16 protein-coding genes are annotated in these 17602 nt (G+C 63.2%); 15 read left to right on the plus strand and 1 reads right to left on the minus strand.

Annotated elements, in window-relative coordinates:
* Nucleotides 1-38 precede the first annotated feature (38 nt).
* Nucleotides 39-1688, minus strand: a complete 1650-nt coding sequence (locus WDN01_02830; GenBank protein ID MEJ0024939.1) for a hypothetical protein — start codon at nucleotides 1686-1688, stop codon at nucleotides 39-41.
* 143 nt (nucleotides 1689-1831) lie between these two features.
* Between WDN01_02830 and WDN01_02835 the strand changes: the two genes are divergently transcribed.
* The 15 genes from WDN01_02835 (at nucleotide 1832) to trbJ (ending at nucleotide 17583) form a co-directional block, all read left to right on the plus strand.
* Nucleotides 1832-2926: a hypothetical protein gene (locus WDN01_02835; GenBank protein ID MEJ0024940.1), complete on the plus strand. Its 1095-nt coding sequence runs from the start codon at nucleotides 1832-1834 to the stop codon at nucleotides 2924-2926.
* Between the two features lie 565 nt (nucleotides 2927-3491).
* Nucleotides 3492-3815 (plus strand): DUF736 family protein, encoded by a 324-nt coding sequence (locus WDN01_02840; GenBank protein MEJ0024941.1) that lies wholly within the window; start codon nucleotides 3492-3494, stop codon nucleotides 3813-3815.
* Between the two features lie 365 nt (nucleotides 3816-4180).
* Nucleotides 4181-4357 (plus strand): hypothetical protein, encoded by a 177-nt coding sequence (locus WDN01_02845; protein ID MEJ0024942.1) that lies wholly within the window; start codon nucleotides 4181-4183, stop codon nucleotides 4355-4357.
* A 187-nt stretch (nucleotides 4358-4544) separates the two neighbouring features.
* Nucleotides 4545-4805: a helix-turn-helix domain-containing protein gene (locus tag WDN01_02850; GenBank protein MEJ0024943.1), complete on the plus strand. Its 261-nt coding sequence runs from the start codon at nucleotides 4545-4547 to the stop codon at nucleotides 4803-4805.
* A gap of 85 nt (nucleotides 4806-4890) precedes the next feature.
* Complete coding sequence (locus WDN01_02855) at nucleotides 4891-5346, plus strand: S26 family signal peptidase (protein ID MEJ0024944.1); 456 nt, start codon at nucleotides 4891-4893, stop codon at nucleotides 5344-5346.
* Complete coding sequence (locus WDN01_02860; protein ID MEJ0024945.1) at nucleotides 5334-6080, plus strand: lytic transglycosylase domain-containing protein; 747 nt, start codon at nucleotides 5334-5336, stop codon at nucleotides 6078-6080. The genes WDN01_02855 and WDN01_02860 overlap by 13 nt, the downstream gene beginning before the upstream one ends.
* Nucleotides 6081-6279: 199 nt before the next feature.
* Nucleotides 6280-8247, plus strand: a complete 1968-nt coding sequence (gene rlxS, locus WDN01_02865; protein MEJ0024946.1) for a relaxase/mobilization nuclease RlxS — start codon at nucleotides 6280-6282, stop codon at nucleotides 8245-8247.
* 84 nt (nucleotides 8248-8331) lie between these two features.
* Nucleotides 8332-10185, plus strand: a complete 1854-nt coding sequence (locus WDN01_02870) for an AAA family ATPase (GenBank protein MEJ0024947.1) — start codon at nucleotides 8332-8334, stop codon at nucleotides 10183-10185.
* 151 nt (nucleotides 10186-10336) lie between these two features.
* Nucleotides 10337-12373, plus strand: a complete 2037-nt coding sequence (locus WDN01_02875; protein ID MEJ0024948.1) for a conjugal transfer protein TraG — start codon at nucleotides 10337-10339, stop codon at nucleotides 12371-12373.
* A 7-nt stretch (nucleotides 12374-12380) separates the two neighbouring features.
* Nucleotides 12381-12830 carry a CopG family transcriptional regulator gene (locus tag WDN01_02880; GenBank protein MEJ0024949.1) on the plus strand — a complete coding sequence of 150 codons (450 nt, stop codon included), beginning with the start codon at nucleotides 12381-12383 and terminating at the stop codon, nucleotides 12828-12830.
* Nucleotides 12830-13825 carry a P-type conjugative transfer ATPase TrbB gene (gene trbB, locus WDN01_02885; protein MEJ0024950.1) on the plus strand — a complete coding sequence of 332 codons (996 nt, stop codon included), beginning with the start codon at nucleotides 12830-12832 and terminating at the stop codon, nucleotides 13823-13825. Before WDN01_02880 ends, trbB begins: the two co-directional genes overlap by 1 nt.
* A 17-nt stretch (nucleotides 13826-13842) precedes the next feature.
* The gene (locus WDN01_02890; protein ID MEJ0024951.1) at nucleotides 13843-14166 is read left to right on the plus strand and encodes a TrbC/VirB2 family protein; all 324 of its coding nucleotides are present in this window, start codon (nucleotides 13843-13845) and stop codon (nucleotides 14164-14166) included.
* Complete coding sequence (locus tag WDN01_02895; GenBank protein ID MEJ0024952.1) at nucleotides 14163-14417, plus strand: VirB3 family type IV secretion system protein; 255 nt, start codon at nucleotides 14163-14165, stop codon at nucleotides 14415-14417. The genes WDN01_02890 and WDN01_02895 overlap by 4 nt, the downstream gene beginning before the upstream one ends.
* Nucleotides 14411-16876 carry a conjugal transfer protein TrbE gene (gene trbE / locus WDN01_02900; GenBank protein MEJ0024953.1) on the plus strand — a complete coding sequence of 822 codons (2466 nt, stop codon included), beginning with the start codon at nucleotides 14411-14413 and terminating at the stop codon, nucleotides 16874-16876. Before WDN01_02895 ends, trbE begins: the two co-directional genes overlap by 7 nt.
* Entirely contained in the window at nucleotides 16873-17583 is a 711-nt protein-coding gene (gene trbJ / locus WDN01_02905; GenBank protein ID MEJ0024954.1) for a P-type conjugative transfer protein TrbJ, read from the plus strand. Before trbE ends, trbJ begins: the two co-directional genes overlap by 4 nt.
* Nucleotides 17584-17602: the final 19 nt, after the last annotated feature.

Raw genomic sequence — 17602 nt, forward strand, 5'->3', positions numbered from 1 at the left:
CGATGGGCGGCGGCGCAATCCGCCGCCCGTTTTTTGTCTCAGGCCTTGACCAGCGCGTTGTTCTGGCTCGTCATTGCGGCCGTAGGGCAGCGCATCTCTGCAAAGGTCAGCAGCGCCGCCCGCATCAGCGTCATGAACAGGTCTTCCAGCGCCTGTACGTCATCTTCGGGCAGAATGGTGTGAACCCCGCCCCGGACACGATGCGCCATCACCAGATCGGCGACCTCGCGGCCGCCCGGTTGCGTCCGCAGCGCATCGATCTTCGCCTTGAGCGCCGGCCAATCCTCCGCCAACCGGGCTTGACGTGCCAGACGCGAAACATCGTCGCGATCCAGCAAGGCGAGCACGTCCGCATCCCGCCATAGCTGTTTGAATTTTTCATAGAGCTGCGTCTTGGTCCCGCCCAGGGCGACTGCGATGTGCTCGACCGCGAGCGCCATCCCCTGAAGATCGCTTTTCATGCCCTCGCGCGCGAATTGTTCGCTGCTGAAGACGTGCTTTTCAAACGAACTGAGCCGCCAGAAGAACGCCTCCTGCCCCTTGTCGGCCAGGAAGGTGACAAAGGCGTCCAAGGCGTCGTCGCCGATCTGATATCCCTTGTCCTTAAGCGAGCCCTTCAACGTCCAGCGGACGCGATCCTGTTCCTGTTTGCTCCAGTCGGGCCAAATCACGTCGAGAATCGGCTCGAACCAGCCGCCGGTCTTGCCGACACGGTCGCGCATCGCAGCATAGCTCAGCTTGCCGAAATACCGCGTCAGCCGCACCGTCTCCGCGATCATTTCCCTGTACGCGTCCGCGATAAGCGGACGACCATCGCGCCGCCAATCGGACCAACGCCGTGCCAGAAATTGGCACATCGCGACCAGATCATCGCTCGTCACACCGTGTTTGCGCACGGCATCGACGGCCGCTTTCTCGATGGCGGCGTGATTGCGCGCGCGTTGCTCGGCGTTAAGCCAAAAGCGGCCGCCACCCCGGTCTTTCACGATGTCCAGCAAGGCACGCTCGCATTCCTGGCCAAACCAGACCATCGCATCCATCGCTTTGACATGCTCGTCATATTCTCTGACGACCGAGATCGTCACCAAATTGAACGACGCCACCGGTCCGGGCCCGCGGCCGTTGTCCACCGCCGCATACGCGGCATCGCTGACCGCCTGATCGGCGAGGTTGATCCGGTAGCGCACGCCAGCGTCTGCGACCTCCGCCGCCAGCAACAGCTGCCATGTCGTGTAAAAGACGAGAACATTGTTGGGGTCGTATAGTCCGGTTTCGGCCTCGTTGCTGACATCGATACGCATATCCCTCCATGCCACGAAATCGGTCGTTGCGGGGTCTTGGAGGAACGACACGAAGCGCGGTTCTGGATCGTCCAGCGGATGCACCGTTAGGCCATAAGCCGTAAACGCACTCCAGCGCCACAGGGCGTTTCTGAGCGCGACGGCAGCGTCCCAGCGCGGGCCGTCCGGCTCGACCGGAAGAACCAGAGTGCGCGGGCGGTCATGGGTTTCCAGCCAGTAGCGCCGGCCAACATCGTCGGGAAACCGGATTCGCAGGCGCGGCCGCAACAGCCCGGTGTGCTCCAGCGTTTCCAAAAGACCGTCACCCACATAATCATGAGGGAAGGCGCGCAAAGGCTCAAGTTCGCGAAGGAACTCGCGACTGTCCATGAATCTGACGAAGCGCATCGGCGATACCGGTTAAAGCCGCTGCAATTTACGCTCCGGCTGGGTCCGCGTGAAACCCGAAGAATATACCGAACCGGTATGTCCACATGAAAGGTGGCGGCGCGTCCTGAATCGGGCGGCGATTCGCCGTATTGTCCCGCCCGATGACGATCGACCGCTACGCCCGTGAGCGACAGATTGCGCTGGCGCGCGAGATGGCGCCGCGTGCCAAGATCTACCTCGATTTGCGCTTTTGGATATTGGCGCGCGAAGCCGCGGCCGGGAACGGCACTCCGGCAGACATCAGGATTCTAGAAGCCTTGCGACACGGCGTACGGGCCGGCGTACTGCTTTGTCCCGTCTCCGAAAGCGTCGTCATGGAGCTCTTGAAGCAGGCCAACACGGCCGCGCGGCGCCAAGCGACCGCCACGCTGATCGATGAGCTCAGTCTTGGCGTGTGCCTCGTCCCGATCGATGTTCGCGCCAAAACGGAGGTCGCGCATTTTTGGCATGCGTTGTCCAGCGCGTCCGAGCTTTATCCCGTCTCGGAACTGATCTGGTCCAAGCTCGCCTATGCTTTCGGGTACTTGCATCCGCAGATTGCGGGATGGACGCCGGAGCAAGAGCTCGCGTTCCAAAAGGATTTTCTCGACAAGATGTGGGACAAACCACTTGTCGAAATGGCGACGGCAATTGGCGACACGGGTTGGGAACAACGCGAGGACTTCGAGCGCTTGGCACGAGCCCTGAATCAAGGCAACGCGGATCATCTCCGCGACATCCGCGACTTCAAACAGACCTATCAACTCGAACTCAAAGGCGTGATCGATCTCTACGGCGATGTTGCCGCCGATGTCGTGTGCGACATGGCCGTTGCGAATAATGTCGCTCCACCACGGCGTGGCTCATCCGAATGGAAAGCCACGGCGAATGCCTGCAAGAATGTGCTGTTCGCTGGTTTTGCGCAGGAGCGCACCCGGACCGCGCTTCGGACGGTCCACATCCAGACCTGCCTGCATGCCGATCTGCGGCTGAACAAGCGCCGAAAATTCGTGGCAAACGACTTCTATGACTTCAATCACGCCGCCGCTGCGCTCGGCTATTGCGACGCATTCTTCACCGAGGGGTCGCTCCGTGCGATGGTGACGGCAAAGCATGTGGCCCTCGACAAGCGATACGGTTGTCGCGTCACGGACGATGTGGAGGAAGCGGCCCAAATCCTGGAGGCGATTGTCGCCGGTCGTGAAACCGCCGGCTAGCGACTGCTTTCAGTTCGGTTCCATCCCGCGAAACATTATCGTCCGCCGCACGGCGCATGCCGATTGGCGCTGCGCGCCAAAGAGTCCTCGGGCTCGGCGACACGGACGTCGGGCCAAATTGCCTTCCCAGCCCCCACTTCTTCGCGTCACGGCGAGACCGGAACGGGCGTGTGCGCCGCATGCGGGTTGCCGGAATCGGCGTTGGCGGAAGAGTGTCCGACTGCCCGGCCGCTGCCGATTGCCTCGAGGCGTGCCCGCCGTCCTGACCGTCTCGCGATTGCGTGCCTAAAGGACCATTCCCTCCCTTGCTTTGGCTGTGAACCTACGGGCGGGTCCAGCCCGTTCGAAACCGTTGCGGCCAACTATTTTCCCCGCCGCGCTCGCCCCTGCGGTGCGTTCGCGCGGCTCCTCGCGCATCGCTTCGCTCAAAATAGTTGGCCGCTCGGGTCCTCCGCGATGCTGCGGCCCGGCCCAAGAGGGCCGGGTTCCACGGTCTGTCCCCGCCCGCACCCGGTTCGCCATCGCAAGGGAGAATGGTCTCCCGCGATCTCAAATGGAGACAGCCATGACAGCCATCGGTCACGTCACGAAGCAGAAAGACGGCAACTACAAGGGCCAGCTCAGGACGCTTTCCTTCCGCGCCCCCATCGACATCCTGCTCAACCCCAGCAAGAGCGGCGATACGCAGCCCGACTATCGGGTCTACAGCCAGGCCGTCGAAATCGGCGCTGGCTGGGTTAAGAAGGGCAAGACGTCCGGCGAAGACTATGTGTCGCTGAGCCTCGCGGACCCCGCTTTCGGGCCCAAGAAGCTCTACGCCAATCTCGGCCGCGCCGCCGGCCAGGACGATCCGGACGTGTTTGCCGTGATCTGGAATCCGCAGGATTGATCCCTGCATGGCTCCCCGCGCCCGGCGACGGGCGCGGGGATTTTCCTTGCCATAACTCGCACCGCACGGGCCGCAATTTCGCGGTGCGATCCCGCGCGCCGGCATCGAGCCGGCGCGCGGGATGAGCAGTCGAGGGGCGTCTCGTCGGTTCTTCCAGCCTACGGGGCCGCTCGGGCCCCCTCAAGGATGCGCGGTGCCCCCAATTTTGCCGAGCGCGGAGCGCGCGCGTGCCGCGCGCCCATTTTATTTGGCGCTCGACAAAATCGGCACCCCCGCGCCCCGCTGCGCGGCGGCTTCGCCGTCCTTGACCCAGCCCGAGCGGCCCCGTGCCCCGCCTTCCGTCAACCAGACGAAAGGAACACACCATGATGGCGCTCTACGATCACATCCAGCAGCTGCGGGCCGAGCTCAGCCAGCGCGCATTGCCGCACCGCGAGCGCGCCCGCGTGCAAGCGGAGCTTGCGCGGGCGATCCGCGATCACGACGCGCTCGATCGCGAATTCGATCGCGCGCTTGAGGCTTTCGACGAAGAAGGGAGGTGACGACGTAAGGCGCAGCATGTCATGGCGCGACGGCGCGTGTGCCACGCCGACCTACGCCCTCGCGCCATGGCGAATTTGCGCGACTCGCGTTTTCGCCCGCTGTGCAGCGCTGGTCTTGCCTTTACCGTCGTCGATGGGGGCGTCACGGCTCCTGTCGTGCGCCTCGCCCGAGATACAGCGAGGATCTATGGACAACGACGGCTCCGAGCGCGCGCGCAATTCGGCTCAATCTTCCGAGGGATTGCCGCGCTTTCGCTTCAAAAGCCCCTTTCTCACAACGCAACAAGCCGGGGCCTATGTCGGTCTTTCCGGGCGCACGTTGGAAAAGATGCGCTGCAATGGTGGTGGCCCCGAATATCGCAAGCACGGCCGCTATGTCCGCTATCACATCGACGCCCTCGACGCTTGGTCGGCGTCGCATTCGCAACAGTCCACGGCGGAAACCTAGCGTGTCGCTCCGTCGGAGGTTGTGCGCGCTGGCGGCGCAACGCCCAACGCGCAGTACGCTAGTCGCGGCGCTTTGCGGCCTGGCGATGCTCGGCGCACCGATTGGGCTTGGGGTGGCGCCGAGATTGGTGTGGAACGCGAGCGCGAGTGCGCCGGTCGGCCTCTACGCCGTCGTCGATCCTGCCGTGGCGCAGGGTGACCTGGCGCTGGTGCAGACGCCGGCAACGATCCGCGTTCTAGCCGCCGCGCGGGGATACATCCCAGCGAACGTACCCTTGGTGAAGCGCATCGCGGCGACGAGCGGCGATGTGGTCTGCGCCCAAGGCGGTGCGATTTCCATCGACGCGGTCTACGTGGCCCGGCGCCGCGCACGCGATCGCGCTAGCCGCCTGTTGCCGTGGTGGTCGGGTTGCCGGCGGCTCGCCTCCAATGAGGTGTTTCTGCTCATGGCGCAGGTGCCGGACTCGTTCGACGGGCGCTATTTCGGACCGACGTCGCGCGCCGCGATCATCGGAAAGCTGGTGCCCCTATGGCTGGAATAGTCCTTCTCGCCGCCTGCGTGCTGTGTTCGGAACCTGCCGCCGCCGCGCCGCCGCTGTCCGTGGTGCAGGCAGACCAGCCACTGTCCCCGTCGCCCTGGCAAACCTTCGTGGACCAAGCCGCCAGGCAATTCGGCATTCCCGACGCATGGATTCGCGGCGTCATGCAGGCCGAGAGTGGCGGGCGAACGGTGCTCCGCGGCAAGCCGATCACCTCCGTTAAGGGCGCGATGGGCCTGATGCAGATCATGCCCGAAACCTACCGCGCGCTGCGCGCGCAATATGGACTGGGCGACAATGCCTACGATCCCCGGGACAATATTTTCGCGGGCGCGGCCTATCTGCGGCAGATGTATGAGCGCTTCGGCTATCCCTCCTTGTTCGCCGCCTACAATGCCGGTCCCAGGCGGCTCGACGACTTCCTGCTGCGCGGACAGCCGCTGCCGCGCGAGACCTTGCGCTACGTCCAAAGCATCGTCCCGGGTGCGGAAGTCGCACTCTCGACCGAGCCGGGCGCGACGCCATCCTTGCCGCTCCAGAACCCGTCGCCAGCGGTTCCGCAGCCTCCGACCGTGTCTCTGAACGCGCTGTTTTTCCTGCGGGCGGACACGATTTCGGGGTCCAGTCCGCCTGCACAGGCCACTCCGTCGCCATCACAGACCAACGATCACGGCGGGGGATTTGCCGCTCCGAACAGCGCTGGACTGTTCGTCCCGCTGTCGGGTTTGAGCCGCTAACCATCGCAGATCATCGCAAGTGAGCGCAGATGAAAGGTCCGATCATGAATTGGAGCGCGGTAGGGCAAGATAAAGGACGGCACCATCGGCGCCTAAGTCGTTGTCTGCACGTCCAAATGCACGGTGCCAGCGCGTTTGCGCCGGCACCAATGCGGCACCAGGCGCACGCAGCGCCATGGTTGCGCGGATCGGTGCCGGCGTGAGCGCCGACGACGAGTTCGAGCCGAAGCTCGGTCGAATCCGGCATGGCGGGAGCAAGACCGGCCGGCGCTTTTTGCAGCGCGTGCTGCAGTCGGCAGCCTTGGCGGGACGATCGGCCGGCAAGGGCAAGACGTTCCATGGCAATCGCATCGGCCGTGGCTCCGGCGTCGGGCGCGTCCTGGCGTCGCGGGATAAATACGCCGCCTTTCGGCAGCGGCGGGTCATCGTCAAATCCCGCGTCGTCAAGCTCCGGGGCGCCGGGCTCAGGGCCGCCCAGCAGCACTTGCGCTATATCCAGCGCGATGGCGTGACGCGGGACGGCGAACCGGGCCGGGCCTACGACGCCGCGAACGACCGCGCCGAGACGAAGCCGTTTCTGGACCGCAGCGAGGGCGATCGCCACCAGTTTCGCATCATCGTCTCGGCCGAAGACGGGGCGGCGTATGACGACCTCAAGCCGGTAACGCGGCGGCTGATGCAGCAGATGGAGGAAGACCTCGGAACCAAACTCGACTGGGTTGCGGTCGATCACTTCAACACCGGCCACCCGCATACCCACATCGTCCTGCGCGGCAAGGATGACCGCGGACAGGACCTCGTCATCGCGCGCGACTACATGGCGGACGGCATGCGGGAGCGCGCCGCCGAAATCGTCTCGCTTGACCTGGGACCGAAGTCGGACCGCGACGTGGAAGACCGGCTGCGAGGCGAAGTGGAGCAAGAGCGGTTCACCAGTCTCGACCGCGATCTGCTGCGGCGGTCGGGGGACGACGGCGTTGTTGCGTTCGGGGAGACTGAACGCGACGCATTCCGGCAGACGCTCAGGACCGGGCGGTTGCAGAAGTTGACGCGGCTCGGCTTGGCGGACCAGATCGGTCCGGGCCGTTGGCAATTGGCGACGGAGATGGAACCGACGCTGCGGCGCATGGGCGAGCGCGGCGACATCATCAAGACGCTGCATCGCGAATTGCAGGCCGCGGGTATGGCCCGCGCCATGTCCGACTATGCGATCTTCGATCCGGGCGCGGCGCAGGCCAAACCCGTGCTTGGCCGGATTGCCGGGCGCGGTCTGTCGGACGAACTCAACGACCGCCATTATCTGATCGTCGACGGCGTGGACGGCCGCGCTCACTATGTCGAGATCGGGGAGGTCCATGAGGACCTTGCCTTGGGATCGATCGTCCGGGTGACGGGCCGTCCTGCCGAACCGCGCGAGGTGGACCGCACGGTGGCGCGGATTGCCGAGCGGAATGCCGGCCGCTACAGCGCGGAGCTGCACCATCGCGCCGACCCGGCGGCCTCGCCGGCGTTCGTGGCGGCGCATGTTCGGCGGCTGGAGGCCATGCGGCGGCTCGCCGGCGCCGCCGCCCGCGAACCGGATGGCGTTTGGCGGATCGCGCCCGACCATCTGGCGCGGGCGTCGGCCTTTGAACAGAGCCAGGCCGGCAAGTCGCCTGTCATCGTCGAAACGCTCTCGCGGTTGTCATTGGAGCAGCAGATCGGCACCGAAGGGGCAACCTGGTTGGACCGCACCTTGACGAACGGCGGAGGCCCGGCGTTCCGCGACGCGGGGTTCGGGCGCGAGGCGAATTCGGCTCTGGCGCGGCGGCGGCAATGGCTGATGGAGCAAGGGTTTGGCGATACGGCCGTAGAGGGCGCCGTCAGCCGGCCCGACATGCTGGCCGCTCTGACTCGCCGTGAGCTCGCCAAGACCGGCTTGCAAATCGCCCGCGACAGCGGGCTCACCTATGTCGAGGCGGGCAAGACGATCGAGGGCGTCTATCGGCGCGCGGTCGATCTCGCCAGCGGCCGCTTCGCCGTGATCGAGAAGAGCCGCGAATTCACGCTGGTCCCGTGGCGGCCGGCCCTGGATCGGCAGCTTGGCAAGCCGGTGAGCGGTATCGCCCGGGGTGACACGATTTCTTGGTCGATGGGAAGGCAGCGTGGCGGACCTGGGGTATCGTGACCATACCTTTTGCGGTCATGTAATTGAGCGATCTTCGCGGTAATATTGCCCCGCAACTAGCCGAGCAGAGAACACCAGTCGGACATGCCGAATTTCATTCAGACAATCCGCCTGCCGGGGACAAAAGATGTTCTTGATCTGGCATACCCCGATCTGGACGGCCGCAACGCCATCAACGTTGTTTGTGGCTCGAACAATTCGGGCAAATCATATCTTCTTGAGCGAACGCGGCAGTTCCTGGAAAAGGGAACGCAAAGCAAGCCGCCGGCTGTCACGCATCAAATTGGAATCGCGCTAACGGAGCCCAAGTCGCCACCGCCCAGCTGCCAGTTTTTCGGCAAGAGCTGGCTGCGTAAGGAGCAACTCAAGACAATTGCCTATCAAAGACAACATCGTCGACCACATTCGAGCGATGTCCTCGACTATGCTTCGGCATCTCTCACCATTCTATATTTTCTCGTCGCAGATAGTTTCGCGCAAGGCAACGCCGTTCCGCTTTCCAAATGGTTGGATGATCACGAACTGCGGACACGGACCATCGGCGGCTTTCCGGTTGATGAAGAAAAGTTGCACAGGGGTCGGAGCACCGACACGCTGATGATGGAATTTGAATCCATTGTCGGTGGGCGGCTTTACTTTCGGCGTGCACAAGAGAACACCGTGGACCTGGTTCTAGCTTATGGCGATGGAACGACAGCGCACTTCGAGGAATGGAGTGACGGTCAGAAAAATATCCTTCTGATCATGGCCCTCATACAGCAGGCGGCCACACAGGTTGTCCTGCTCGATGAAATAGAGAATCACTTTCACCCGAAGTACATCACGCTGGTGCTGGACTATCTTCGCCGAAATGTTCCGCAGTCGATCGTGACGACGCATCACCCACATGTGATATTTAGTGAGCTTGTGGACCGCGTGTTCTATCTTGAGGCGACGCGCCCGCCATTCCCGGAGGGCGACCCGCCTCTTGAGCTGCGTCATCTCAAGCAGCCTGCGCAGCAAGCTCCATCGCGAAGCATGCATCGCCTTATAGACTCATTTGGGAAAGTCACGGCCATCTATCGGCTGTTTCACGATCAAGACCGACAGCTGATCAAGCAGGCGCAGCAAATCCGCGGTGACGCCGATATCATTTTCCATACGGCTCTCACACGGATCTTCTTGCAGGACATTGTGCCGGCGAAGGGCGGTCCTCTGCCGGACCGACAGTCTCAGCAGTTGCTTACGGTGCTACGGGACGAATTTCACGCGCTCGCTGGAAGACCTGTTCGCTTACTCGAGATCGGTTCTGGACTCGGCCGTATTCCAGCGGACATGAACAAATTATCTCCCGATCAAGTCGGCCCGAGCGTAGATTGGCAGTGTTGGGAACCGAACGTTGGGGTTCGTGCTCGCCTGCGCGAGGAAATTCGCCAGAAACACATTCGGGCTACGGTGTTAGAGAAATTGGACGCCGCCACAGGATACTTCGATGTCTGTTTGGTCGCTAACGTATGCCATGAGCTAACACCTGAGCAATTTATCGACGTGCTGTCTGTTGTGACAAGTCGGCTTCGCGTCTCTGAAGGTTTATTGTTGGTTCAGGAGCTATATCCCCTCTTGAATGCCGAGAAATTCGCGGTGCCTTACTCGGCCGATCACATGGCCCGCATCGTCACCGCGTGTGGGTTTGCTGTCCATTCGTTGCAGTTTCCCGTCCGGGATGCCTCGGCATATTGCATCGTCGGGCGAAAGACCGTTGACCAGCCGGACATTCGCACGACAGCGGCTACGGCGATCTCCGCTGCCTGGAATGAAATCGAGAGGGCCGCCATCGACAGTTACGCGTCGAGGTCGGGGGTTTCTAGTTACGAAGGATATAGCAGCGCAGTCCAGGACATGACCACGATTGCCAGCATAGCGGCTTGGAGGAAGGGGCGGTGGACGGCGAGTCCTTAACACCACCAGGACTGACCGCTGCGAAACACGGTGCCGTCAGAATTATCCGAATCTCATAGCCTCATCTACGACAGCGAAGATCGGCGTAGATAAAGGCGATTTTCATTTTGTGATTTTTCCGCGACTCCTGATTCGCCAGGAGATAGATCGCGTGACGCCAACCAAATTCCTCATCGGTCAAATCACGGTCGTTTTCGCCGTCGCCGTCGGCGGGATGTGGTTCGCTACGGAGTGGGCAGCGTGGCGCCTCGGCTATCAGCCGCAGCTCGGATTGCCCTGGTTCGTCCTAGCCGGTCGGCCGATCTATCACCCCTGGTGTTTGTTCGTCTGGTGGTATGCCTACGACGCATATGCGCCGAGACTCTTCAACGAAGCTGGCGCGATCGCGGCCACCAGCGGTTTCGCCGGCTGTGCCGTCGCGATCATCGGCTCCCTGTGGCGCGCGCGGCAGACCCAACACGTTACGACGTATGGCTCGTCGCGCTGGGCCACCAGCCGTGAAATCCGCAGTGCCGGGCTCTTTCGGCCTTCGGGCGTGTTTCTCGGCCAGCTGGGCACCGACTATCTGCGCCACGACGGCCCCGAGCATGTGATGGCCTTCGCGCCCACGCGCTCCGGAAAGGGCGTCGGCCTGGTCGTTCCGACCCTGTTGTCCTGGACTCAGAGCGTCGTCATCCACGACATCAAAGGTGAGAACTGGCAACTCACGGCCGGTTGGCGCAGCCGCTTCTCCTATTGCCTTCTGTTCAATCCGACCGACGCTCGCAGTGCCCGCTACAATCCGTTGCTCGAAGTGCGCAAGGGCCCGGATGAAGTCCGCGATGTGCAGAATATCGCCGACATTCTGGTCGATCCCGAAGGTGCGCTTGAGCGGCGGTCGCATTGGGAGAAGACCAGCCACTCGCTGCTTGTCGGCACGATCCTGCATATCCTGTATGCGGAAGAGGAAAAAACCCTTGCGCGCGTCGCGAGCTTCCTGTCAGACCCCAAGCGGTCGTTCGAGCACACGCTGCGGGCGATGATGGCGACAAACCACATCGGCACGCCCAAAGCGCCGATCGTCCATCCCGTGGTCGCGTCCGCGGCGCGCGAAGTGCTCAATAAGTCCGAGAATGAGCGCTCCGGCGTGCTGTCGACCGCCATGTCGTTCCTCGGCCTGTACCGCGATCCGACCGTCGCCAGAGCGACGGCGGCTTGCGATTGGCGCATCGCCGATTTGGTCGATGCCGCACGGCCGGTCTCCCTCTATCTGGTCATACCGCCGTCCGACATCTCGCGAACCAAGCCGCTCGTTCGGCTGGTCCTCAATCAGATAGGCCGGCGGCTGACCGAGCGCCTGGAGGGCGATCCGAGCAAGAGCCGCAAGCACAAGCTACTGATGATGCTCGACGAATTTCCCGCACTTGGCCGGCTCGATTTCTTCGAGACCGCGCTCGCCTTCATGGCCGGATATGGAATCCGCGCCTATCTCATCGCGCAATCGCTCAATCAGATCTCGAAGGCCTATGGCGAGAACAACGCCATCCTCGACAATTGCCATGTGCGCATCGCGTTTTCGTCCAACGACGAACGTACCGCCAAACGGATCTCGGATGCTTTGGGCACGGCGACCGAATTGCGGGCCCAGAAGAACTATGCCGGACATCGTCTTTCGCCCTGGCTATCCCATGTGATGATCAGCCGGCAGGAGACGGCGCGCCCGCTCCTCACGCCGGGCGAAGTCATGCAGCTGCCGCCGGATGACGAGCTGGTCCTGGTGTCCAGCCTAGCGCCGATCCGCGCCCAGAAGCTGCGCTACTACCAAGACCAAAACTTCATCACCCGCGTGACCCCGGCACCTGTCCTAGCGGAGGGCGCCTTCCGGGATGCCCCGGAGCCGCGCCCGAACGATTGGAGCGGGCAGGTGCGGGGTCTCCATCAGGAACTGGCAGCCGCATTGGGCGGCGAGTTCTCGTCTGCCGAGGACGAGGGCGGATTGCAGTTGCAGCGACATCCTGGGCTCGGCGAGCAACAGGACGGTCAGCGTAACGATCAAGACATGGGCGTCTCCGCCGAAAGCGATGACGAGACGGACTCGCAGACTGTCTCGATTAGCCAGGGCGGTCTGAAGCCGCTCGGCCGGGCGCACGCCATCAACGAGGGCGAACACCGGCACGGTGCCGATGACGACCTTATCCCGGCGTTCTGAGGGCACCATGAAACCGCGGCAGAACCTTTATCTCGACCAAGACGTGGCGGAGCAGCTCGACGCGCTGACGGCCAAAGTCGGCTCCTCGAAATCCGCCATCGTCAACGACGCGGTACGAGCCTATCTGGCCCGGCGCGGTGCCAAGGAGCTCGATGACGCTTTCAAGGCGCGACTCGACCGCGTCAGCGAACAGCTCCGGCGGCTGGGGCGCGACCAGAGCGTGATGATCGAAAGTTTCGCGCTCTTCGTGCGCTACCACCTTGGCATCACGCCGGCTTTGCCGGCGTCCGAGCAGGCGGCGGCGCAGGCCCTCGGCCGCGACCGCTTCCAGCAGTTCATCGAGCAGGTCGGGCGCCGCATGGCCGGCGACAAGCGCATCGCGCAGGAGGTTGCCGAGCGCGCGATTGCCGCGCGGACGACGAGCGAATCCAAGCTTCAGACGATGGCGGCCGAGTGATGGGCGCGATCCGCGAACATAGCGAAAGCCACGAGCGCCGCCGCACGATGCTCCGCACCGCGCTGGGGCCGGCGATCGCCGAAGCGCTGTCGGACCCGCTGGTGATCGAGATCATGGTCAATCCGGACGGCCTGCTTAGGCTTGACCGGCTCGGCGCGGGTCGCTGCGAAACCCCATCGCACCTTGCGCCCAGCGAGGTGGAACGCATCATCCGGCTGGTCGCCTCGCATGTCCGCCTGGAGGCGCATGCGAACAATCCCATTGTCAGCGCCGAGCTTCCGTCGCGCGAAGACGGTGTTGCCGGCGAACGCTTCGAGGGCCTGTTGCCGCCGGTCGCCTTGGCGCCGTGCTTCACGATCCGCAAGCCTGCCAGGCGAGTCTATACCCTCGACGACTATGTGAATGACCGGATCATGCTGCCGCTGCAGGCCGAAGCGCTCCGCGTGGCCGTCGCGTCCCGCAAGAACATCCTAGTCGCGGGCGGCACCAGCTCGGGCAAGACCACGCTGGCGAACGCGCTTCTTGCGGAAGTGGCGACGCTCAATGAGCGCGTGATCCTCATCGAGGATACCCGTGAGCTGCAATGCGCCGCGCCGGACTGTGTAGCGTTGCGCACTAAGCCCGGTGTCGTCTCGCTGGCTGACCTGGTGCGGTCGACGCTGCGCTTGCGGCCGGACCGCATCATCGTCGGCGAGGTGCGCGGTCCCGAAGCGCTCGACATGCTCAAAGCCTGGAACACTGGCCACCCGGGAGGCGTGGCGACCGTGCATGCGAATTCCGCACAGAGCGCGCTCTACCGGCTGGAGCAGCTTGTGCAGGAAGTCGTCGTCACGGTGCCGCGGCGGCTGATCGCGGAAGCGATCGATCTCGTCGTCTTCATCAGCGGTCGCGGCGTCTCCCGCCGCATCGAGACAATCGCCGACGTGCGCGGTCTGTCGCCGGACGGCGACTACCTCATCGACATGCCCATCGCCCCGAAACTGCAAGTGCTCTGACAAGGAGAAAATTCGTCATGACAAATGCTCGGTCCATCCAGCGCATCGCGGCTCTGTCGGTCGCCGCCTCTCTGCTTCTGATCTCGTCGGCGCAGGCTGCCGGCACCAACATGCCGTGGGAGCAGCCGCTTCAGCAGATATTGGATTCGGTGCAGGGGCCGGTGGCCAAGATCGTTGCGGTGATCATCATCATCGTCACCGGCCTGACTTTAGCCTTCGGGGAGACGGCCGGAGGTTTTAGGCGCCTGATTCAGATCGTGTTCGGCCTCTCGATCGCCTTTGCGGCTTCGAGCTTCTTCATGTCGTTTTTCTCCTTCGGCGGCGGAGCGCTGGTGTCGTGATCGAAGGTTTCGAGATTCCGCTGCACCGTTCGCTCACCGAGCCGATCCTGCTTGCCGGAGCGCCGCGGGCCATCGCGATCGTCAATGGAACGATCGCGGCCGCACTGGGTCTCGGCCTTCAGCTCTGGATCGCCGGTCTGTTGCTCTGGGTGGTCGGCCACTCGGTGGCCGTCTTCGCCGCCAAGCGCGACCCGGATTTCGCAGACGTTCTGCGCCGGCATCTTCGTCAGAGGTCTTATCTGTCATGCTGAATCTTGCCGAATATCGCAACGCGTCCGACCGACTGGCCGACCATCTGCCGTGGGCGGCATTGGTGGCGCCGGGCGTTGTCCTCAACAAGGATGGCAGCTTCCAGCGCACGTTCCGCTTTCGCGGGCCGGACCTGGAAAGCGCAACGGAGTCCGAGCTCGTCGCCGCCTGTGCGCGCGTCAACAACGTCTTACGACGCCTCGGCACCGGCTGGGCCTTGTTCTTCGAGGCCGATCGCTTTGCGGCGCCTGGCTATGCGCAGTCGGCTTTTCCCGATGCGGCGTCCTGGCTGGTAGACGCGGAGCGCCGCGCACAGTTTGAGGACGGAACACTGGCGGGCGCCAGCGAAGTCCGCGCGGTGCATCGCGAGCACTATGAAAACGCCTACTACCTCACACTCTTATATATGGCGCCGCCGGACCAAGTGGCGCGCGCCGAACGGGCTCTGGTCGAGACCGGCGAAGATCGGCAATCGCGAGATTGGCGCCATGAGCTTGGCGCTTACGTGGCGGAAGCCAATCGCACGCTCGATCTTTTGGGCCAGGTCATGGCGGAAATCGCTCCGCTCGACGATGGCGAGACACTGACCTTTCTGCACCGCACCGTCTCGACCAAGCGGCATGCCGTCACGGCGCCCGACGAGCCGGCCTATCTGGACGCGATCCTGACCGATCAGCCGCTGCACGGCGGCCTTGAGCCGATGCTGGGCGAAGCGCATCTGCGCACAATCACCATTCTCGGCTTTCCGAACACGACGCGGCCGGGATTGCTCGATGCGTTGAACCACCTCGATTTTCCCTATCGCTGGACGACTCGCTTCATCGCCATGGACAAGACGGAAGCCACCAAGGCGCTCACCAAACTGCGCCGTCAATGGTTCAACAAACGCAAGTCCGTCACCCAGCTCCTGCGCGAGGTGATGCACAACGAGCCGGTCCAGCTTCTCGATTCGGACGCTGACAACAAGGTCGTGGATTCGGACGAGGCCCTGCAGGCACTCGGCGGCGATCACGTCGCCTTCGGCTATCTGACCACGACGGTCTGCGTGACGGACGAGAACCGCATGCGCGTCGAGGAGAAGGTCCGCGCTGTCGAACGCGTCATCAATGGCTTGGGCTTTACGACGATCCGCGAGAGCTTGAACGCTGTGGAAGCATGGCTCGGCAGTCTGCCGGGACATGTCTACGCCAATGTCCGCCAACCGCTCGTGCACACGCTGAACCTAACGCATCTGATGCCGCTCTCGTCGGTCTGGGCCGGGCCGAAGCGCAATGAGCATCTGGGCGGTCCGCCATTGTTCTATGCGGAGACCAGCGGCTCAACGCCGTTCCGTTTCTCGACCCATGTTGGCGACGTCGGCCATACGCTGATTGTCGGACCCACCGGCGCCGGTAAATCCGTTCTTCTCGCGCTCATGGCGATGCAATTCCGGCGGTATGCCCGTGCGCAGGTCTATATCTTCGACAAGGGCAATTCGGCGCGTGCTGCGGTGCTGGCGATGGGCGGCGCGCATCATGAACTGGGATCAGACGGAGCACTGACATTTCAGCCCTTGATCGGCATCGACGATCCTGCCGAACGGAGTTGGGCAGCGGAATGGGTCGGGACGCTACTCGACCACGAGAAGATCGCGCTGACGCCGGAGGTAAAGGAATCTCTCTGGTCCGCCTTAACCAGCCTGGCGTCCGCCCCCACAGCCGAGCGCACGCTGACCGGGCTTTCGGTGCTGCTGCAATCGAACGCCCTCAAATCGGCCCTTCTGACCTACACCCTGGAGGGACCGTTCGGCCGCTTGCTCGACGCGGCGGAAGACAATCTCGCGCTGGCAGACTTACAGTGCTTCGAGACCGAGAATTTGCTGCACCAGTCCAGCGTTGTCCTGCCGGTGCTGACCTATTTGTTCCATCGGCTCGAAGCGCGGTTCACGGGACGACCCACGCTTCTTATTCTGGACGAGGCCTGGGTCTATCTCGACAACCCGCTCTTTGCCGCGCGTATCCGCGAATGGCTGAAAGTGCTGCGCAAGAAGAACGTGTCCGTCGTGTTTGCGACGCAATCCCTCGCGGACATCGCCAACTCCTCCATCGCGCCTGCGATCATCGAGAGCTGCCCGCAGCGCATATTTCTGCCCAATGAGCGCGCGGTCGAGCCGCAGAGCCGCACGGCCTATGAGCAGTTCGGACTCAACGACAGGCAGATCGAGCTGGTCAGTCGCGCTGTGCCGAAGCGGCAATATTACCTGCAATCGCGGCGCGGCAATCGTCTCTTCGAGCTCGGGCTTGGCCCCATCGCGCTGGCGTTCTGCGCGGCGTCGTCGCCGGCAGAACAGGCAATCATCGAGCGCGTCCGGGGTGTGAGCGCTCCGGATGCCTTCGCCGCAAGTTTCCTGGACGCCCGCGGACTGGACTGGGCGTCCAGCCTTCTCGATCAGCAACCCAACCAACTGGAGGCCGCCGAATGAAACTCTTTCGCACAATACTTCTCGCCACCGCGCTTTCCGTCGCGAGCCTTGCGCCGGCTCAGGCCCAATGGGCCGTCTTCGACTCCGCGAACTACGCCCAAAACCTTCTTGAAGCGGCGCGCGCGCTGCAACAGATCAACAATCAGATCCAATCGCTTCAGAACGAGGCGACGATGCTGCAGAACATGGGGAAGAACCTCACCTCGCTCAACACCTCGCAGCTCGGCACGATGGTCACGGCGCTGACCCAGATCAGCACTCTGATGAATCAAGGTCAGGGCATCGCCTTCAACGTTAGCGCCACAACCGCGGCCTTCGCGCAGACCTATCCGCAGTCCTATCCCAGCGGCACGTCGACGGCCACGTTGGCGGCAGATGCCTTAAAGCGCTGGCAGGACTCGATGGCGGCATTCCAGCAGACGCTGACCATCCAGGCGCAGGTCGCCCAGAATGTTCAGGCCGATACGGCGACCCTCACCAGCCTGACGAACGCCTCTCAAGCCGCCGTCGGCAATCTGCAAGTCAGTCAGGCGACCAACCAGCTTCTTGCTCTGTCGATCAAGCAGCAGCTCCAGATTCAAAACCTGATGGCGGCGCAGTACCGCGCGGCATCGTTGGATCAGGCGCGCAATGCCGAATCCGATGTGCAAGCCCAGTCCCAGTTTTCCACCTTCCTGGGCAACGGCTCCGCCTACACCCCGCAATAGCGAAAAACCGACAAGGCTC

This window comes from Rhizomicrobium sp., from assembly GCA_037200985.1.
GTDB lineage: Bacteria > Pseudomonadota > Alphaproteobacteria > Micropepsales > Micropepsaceae > Rhizomicrobium.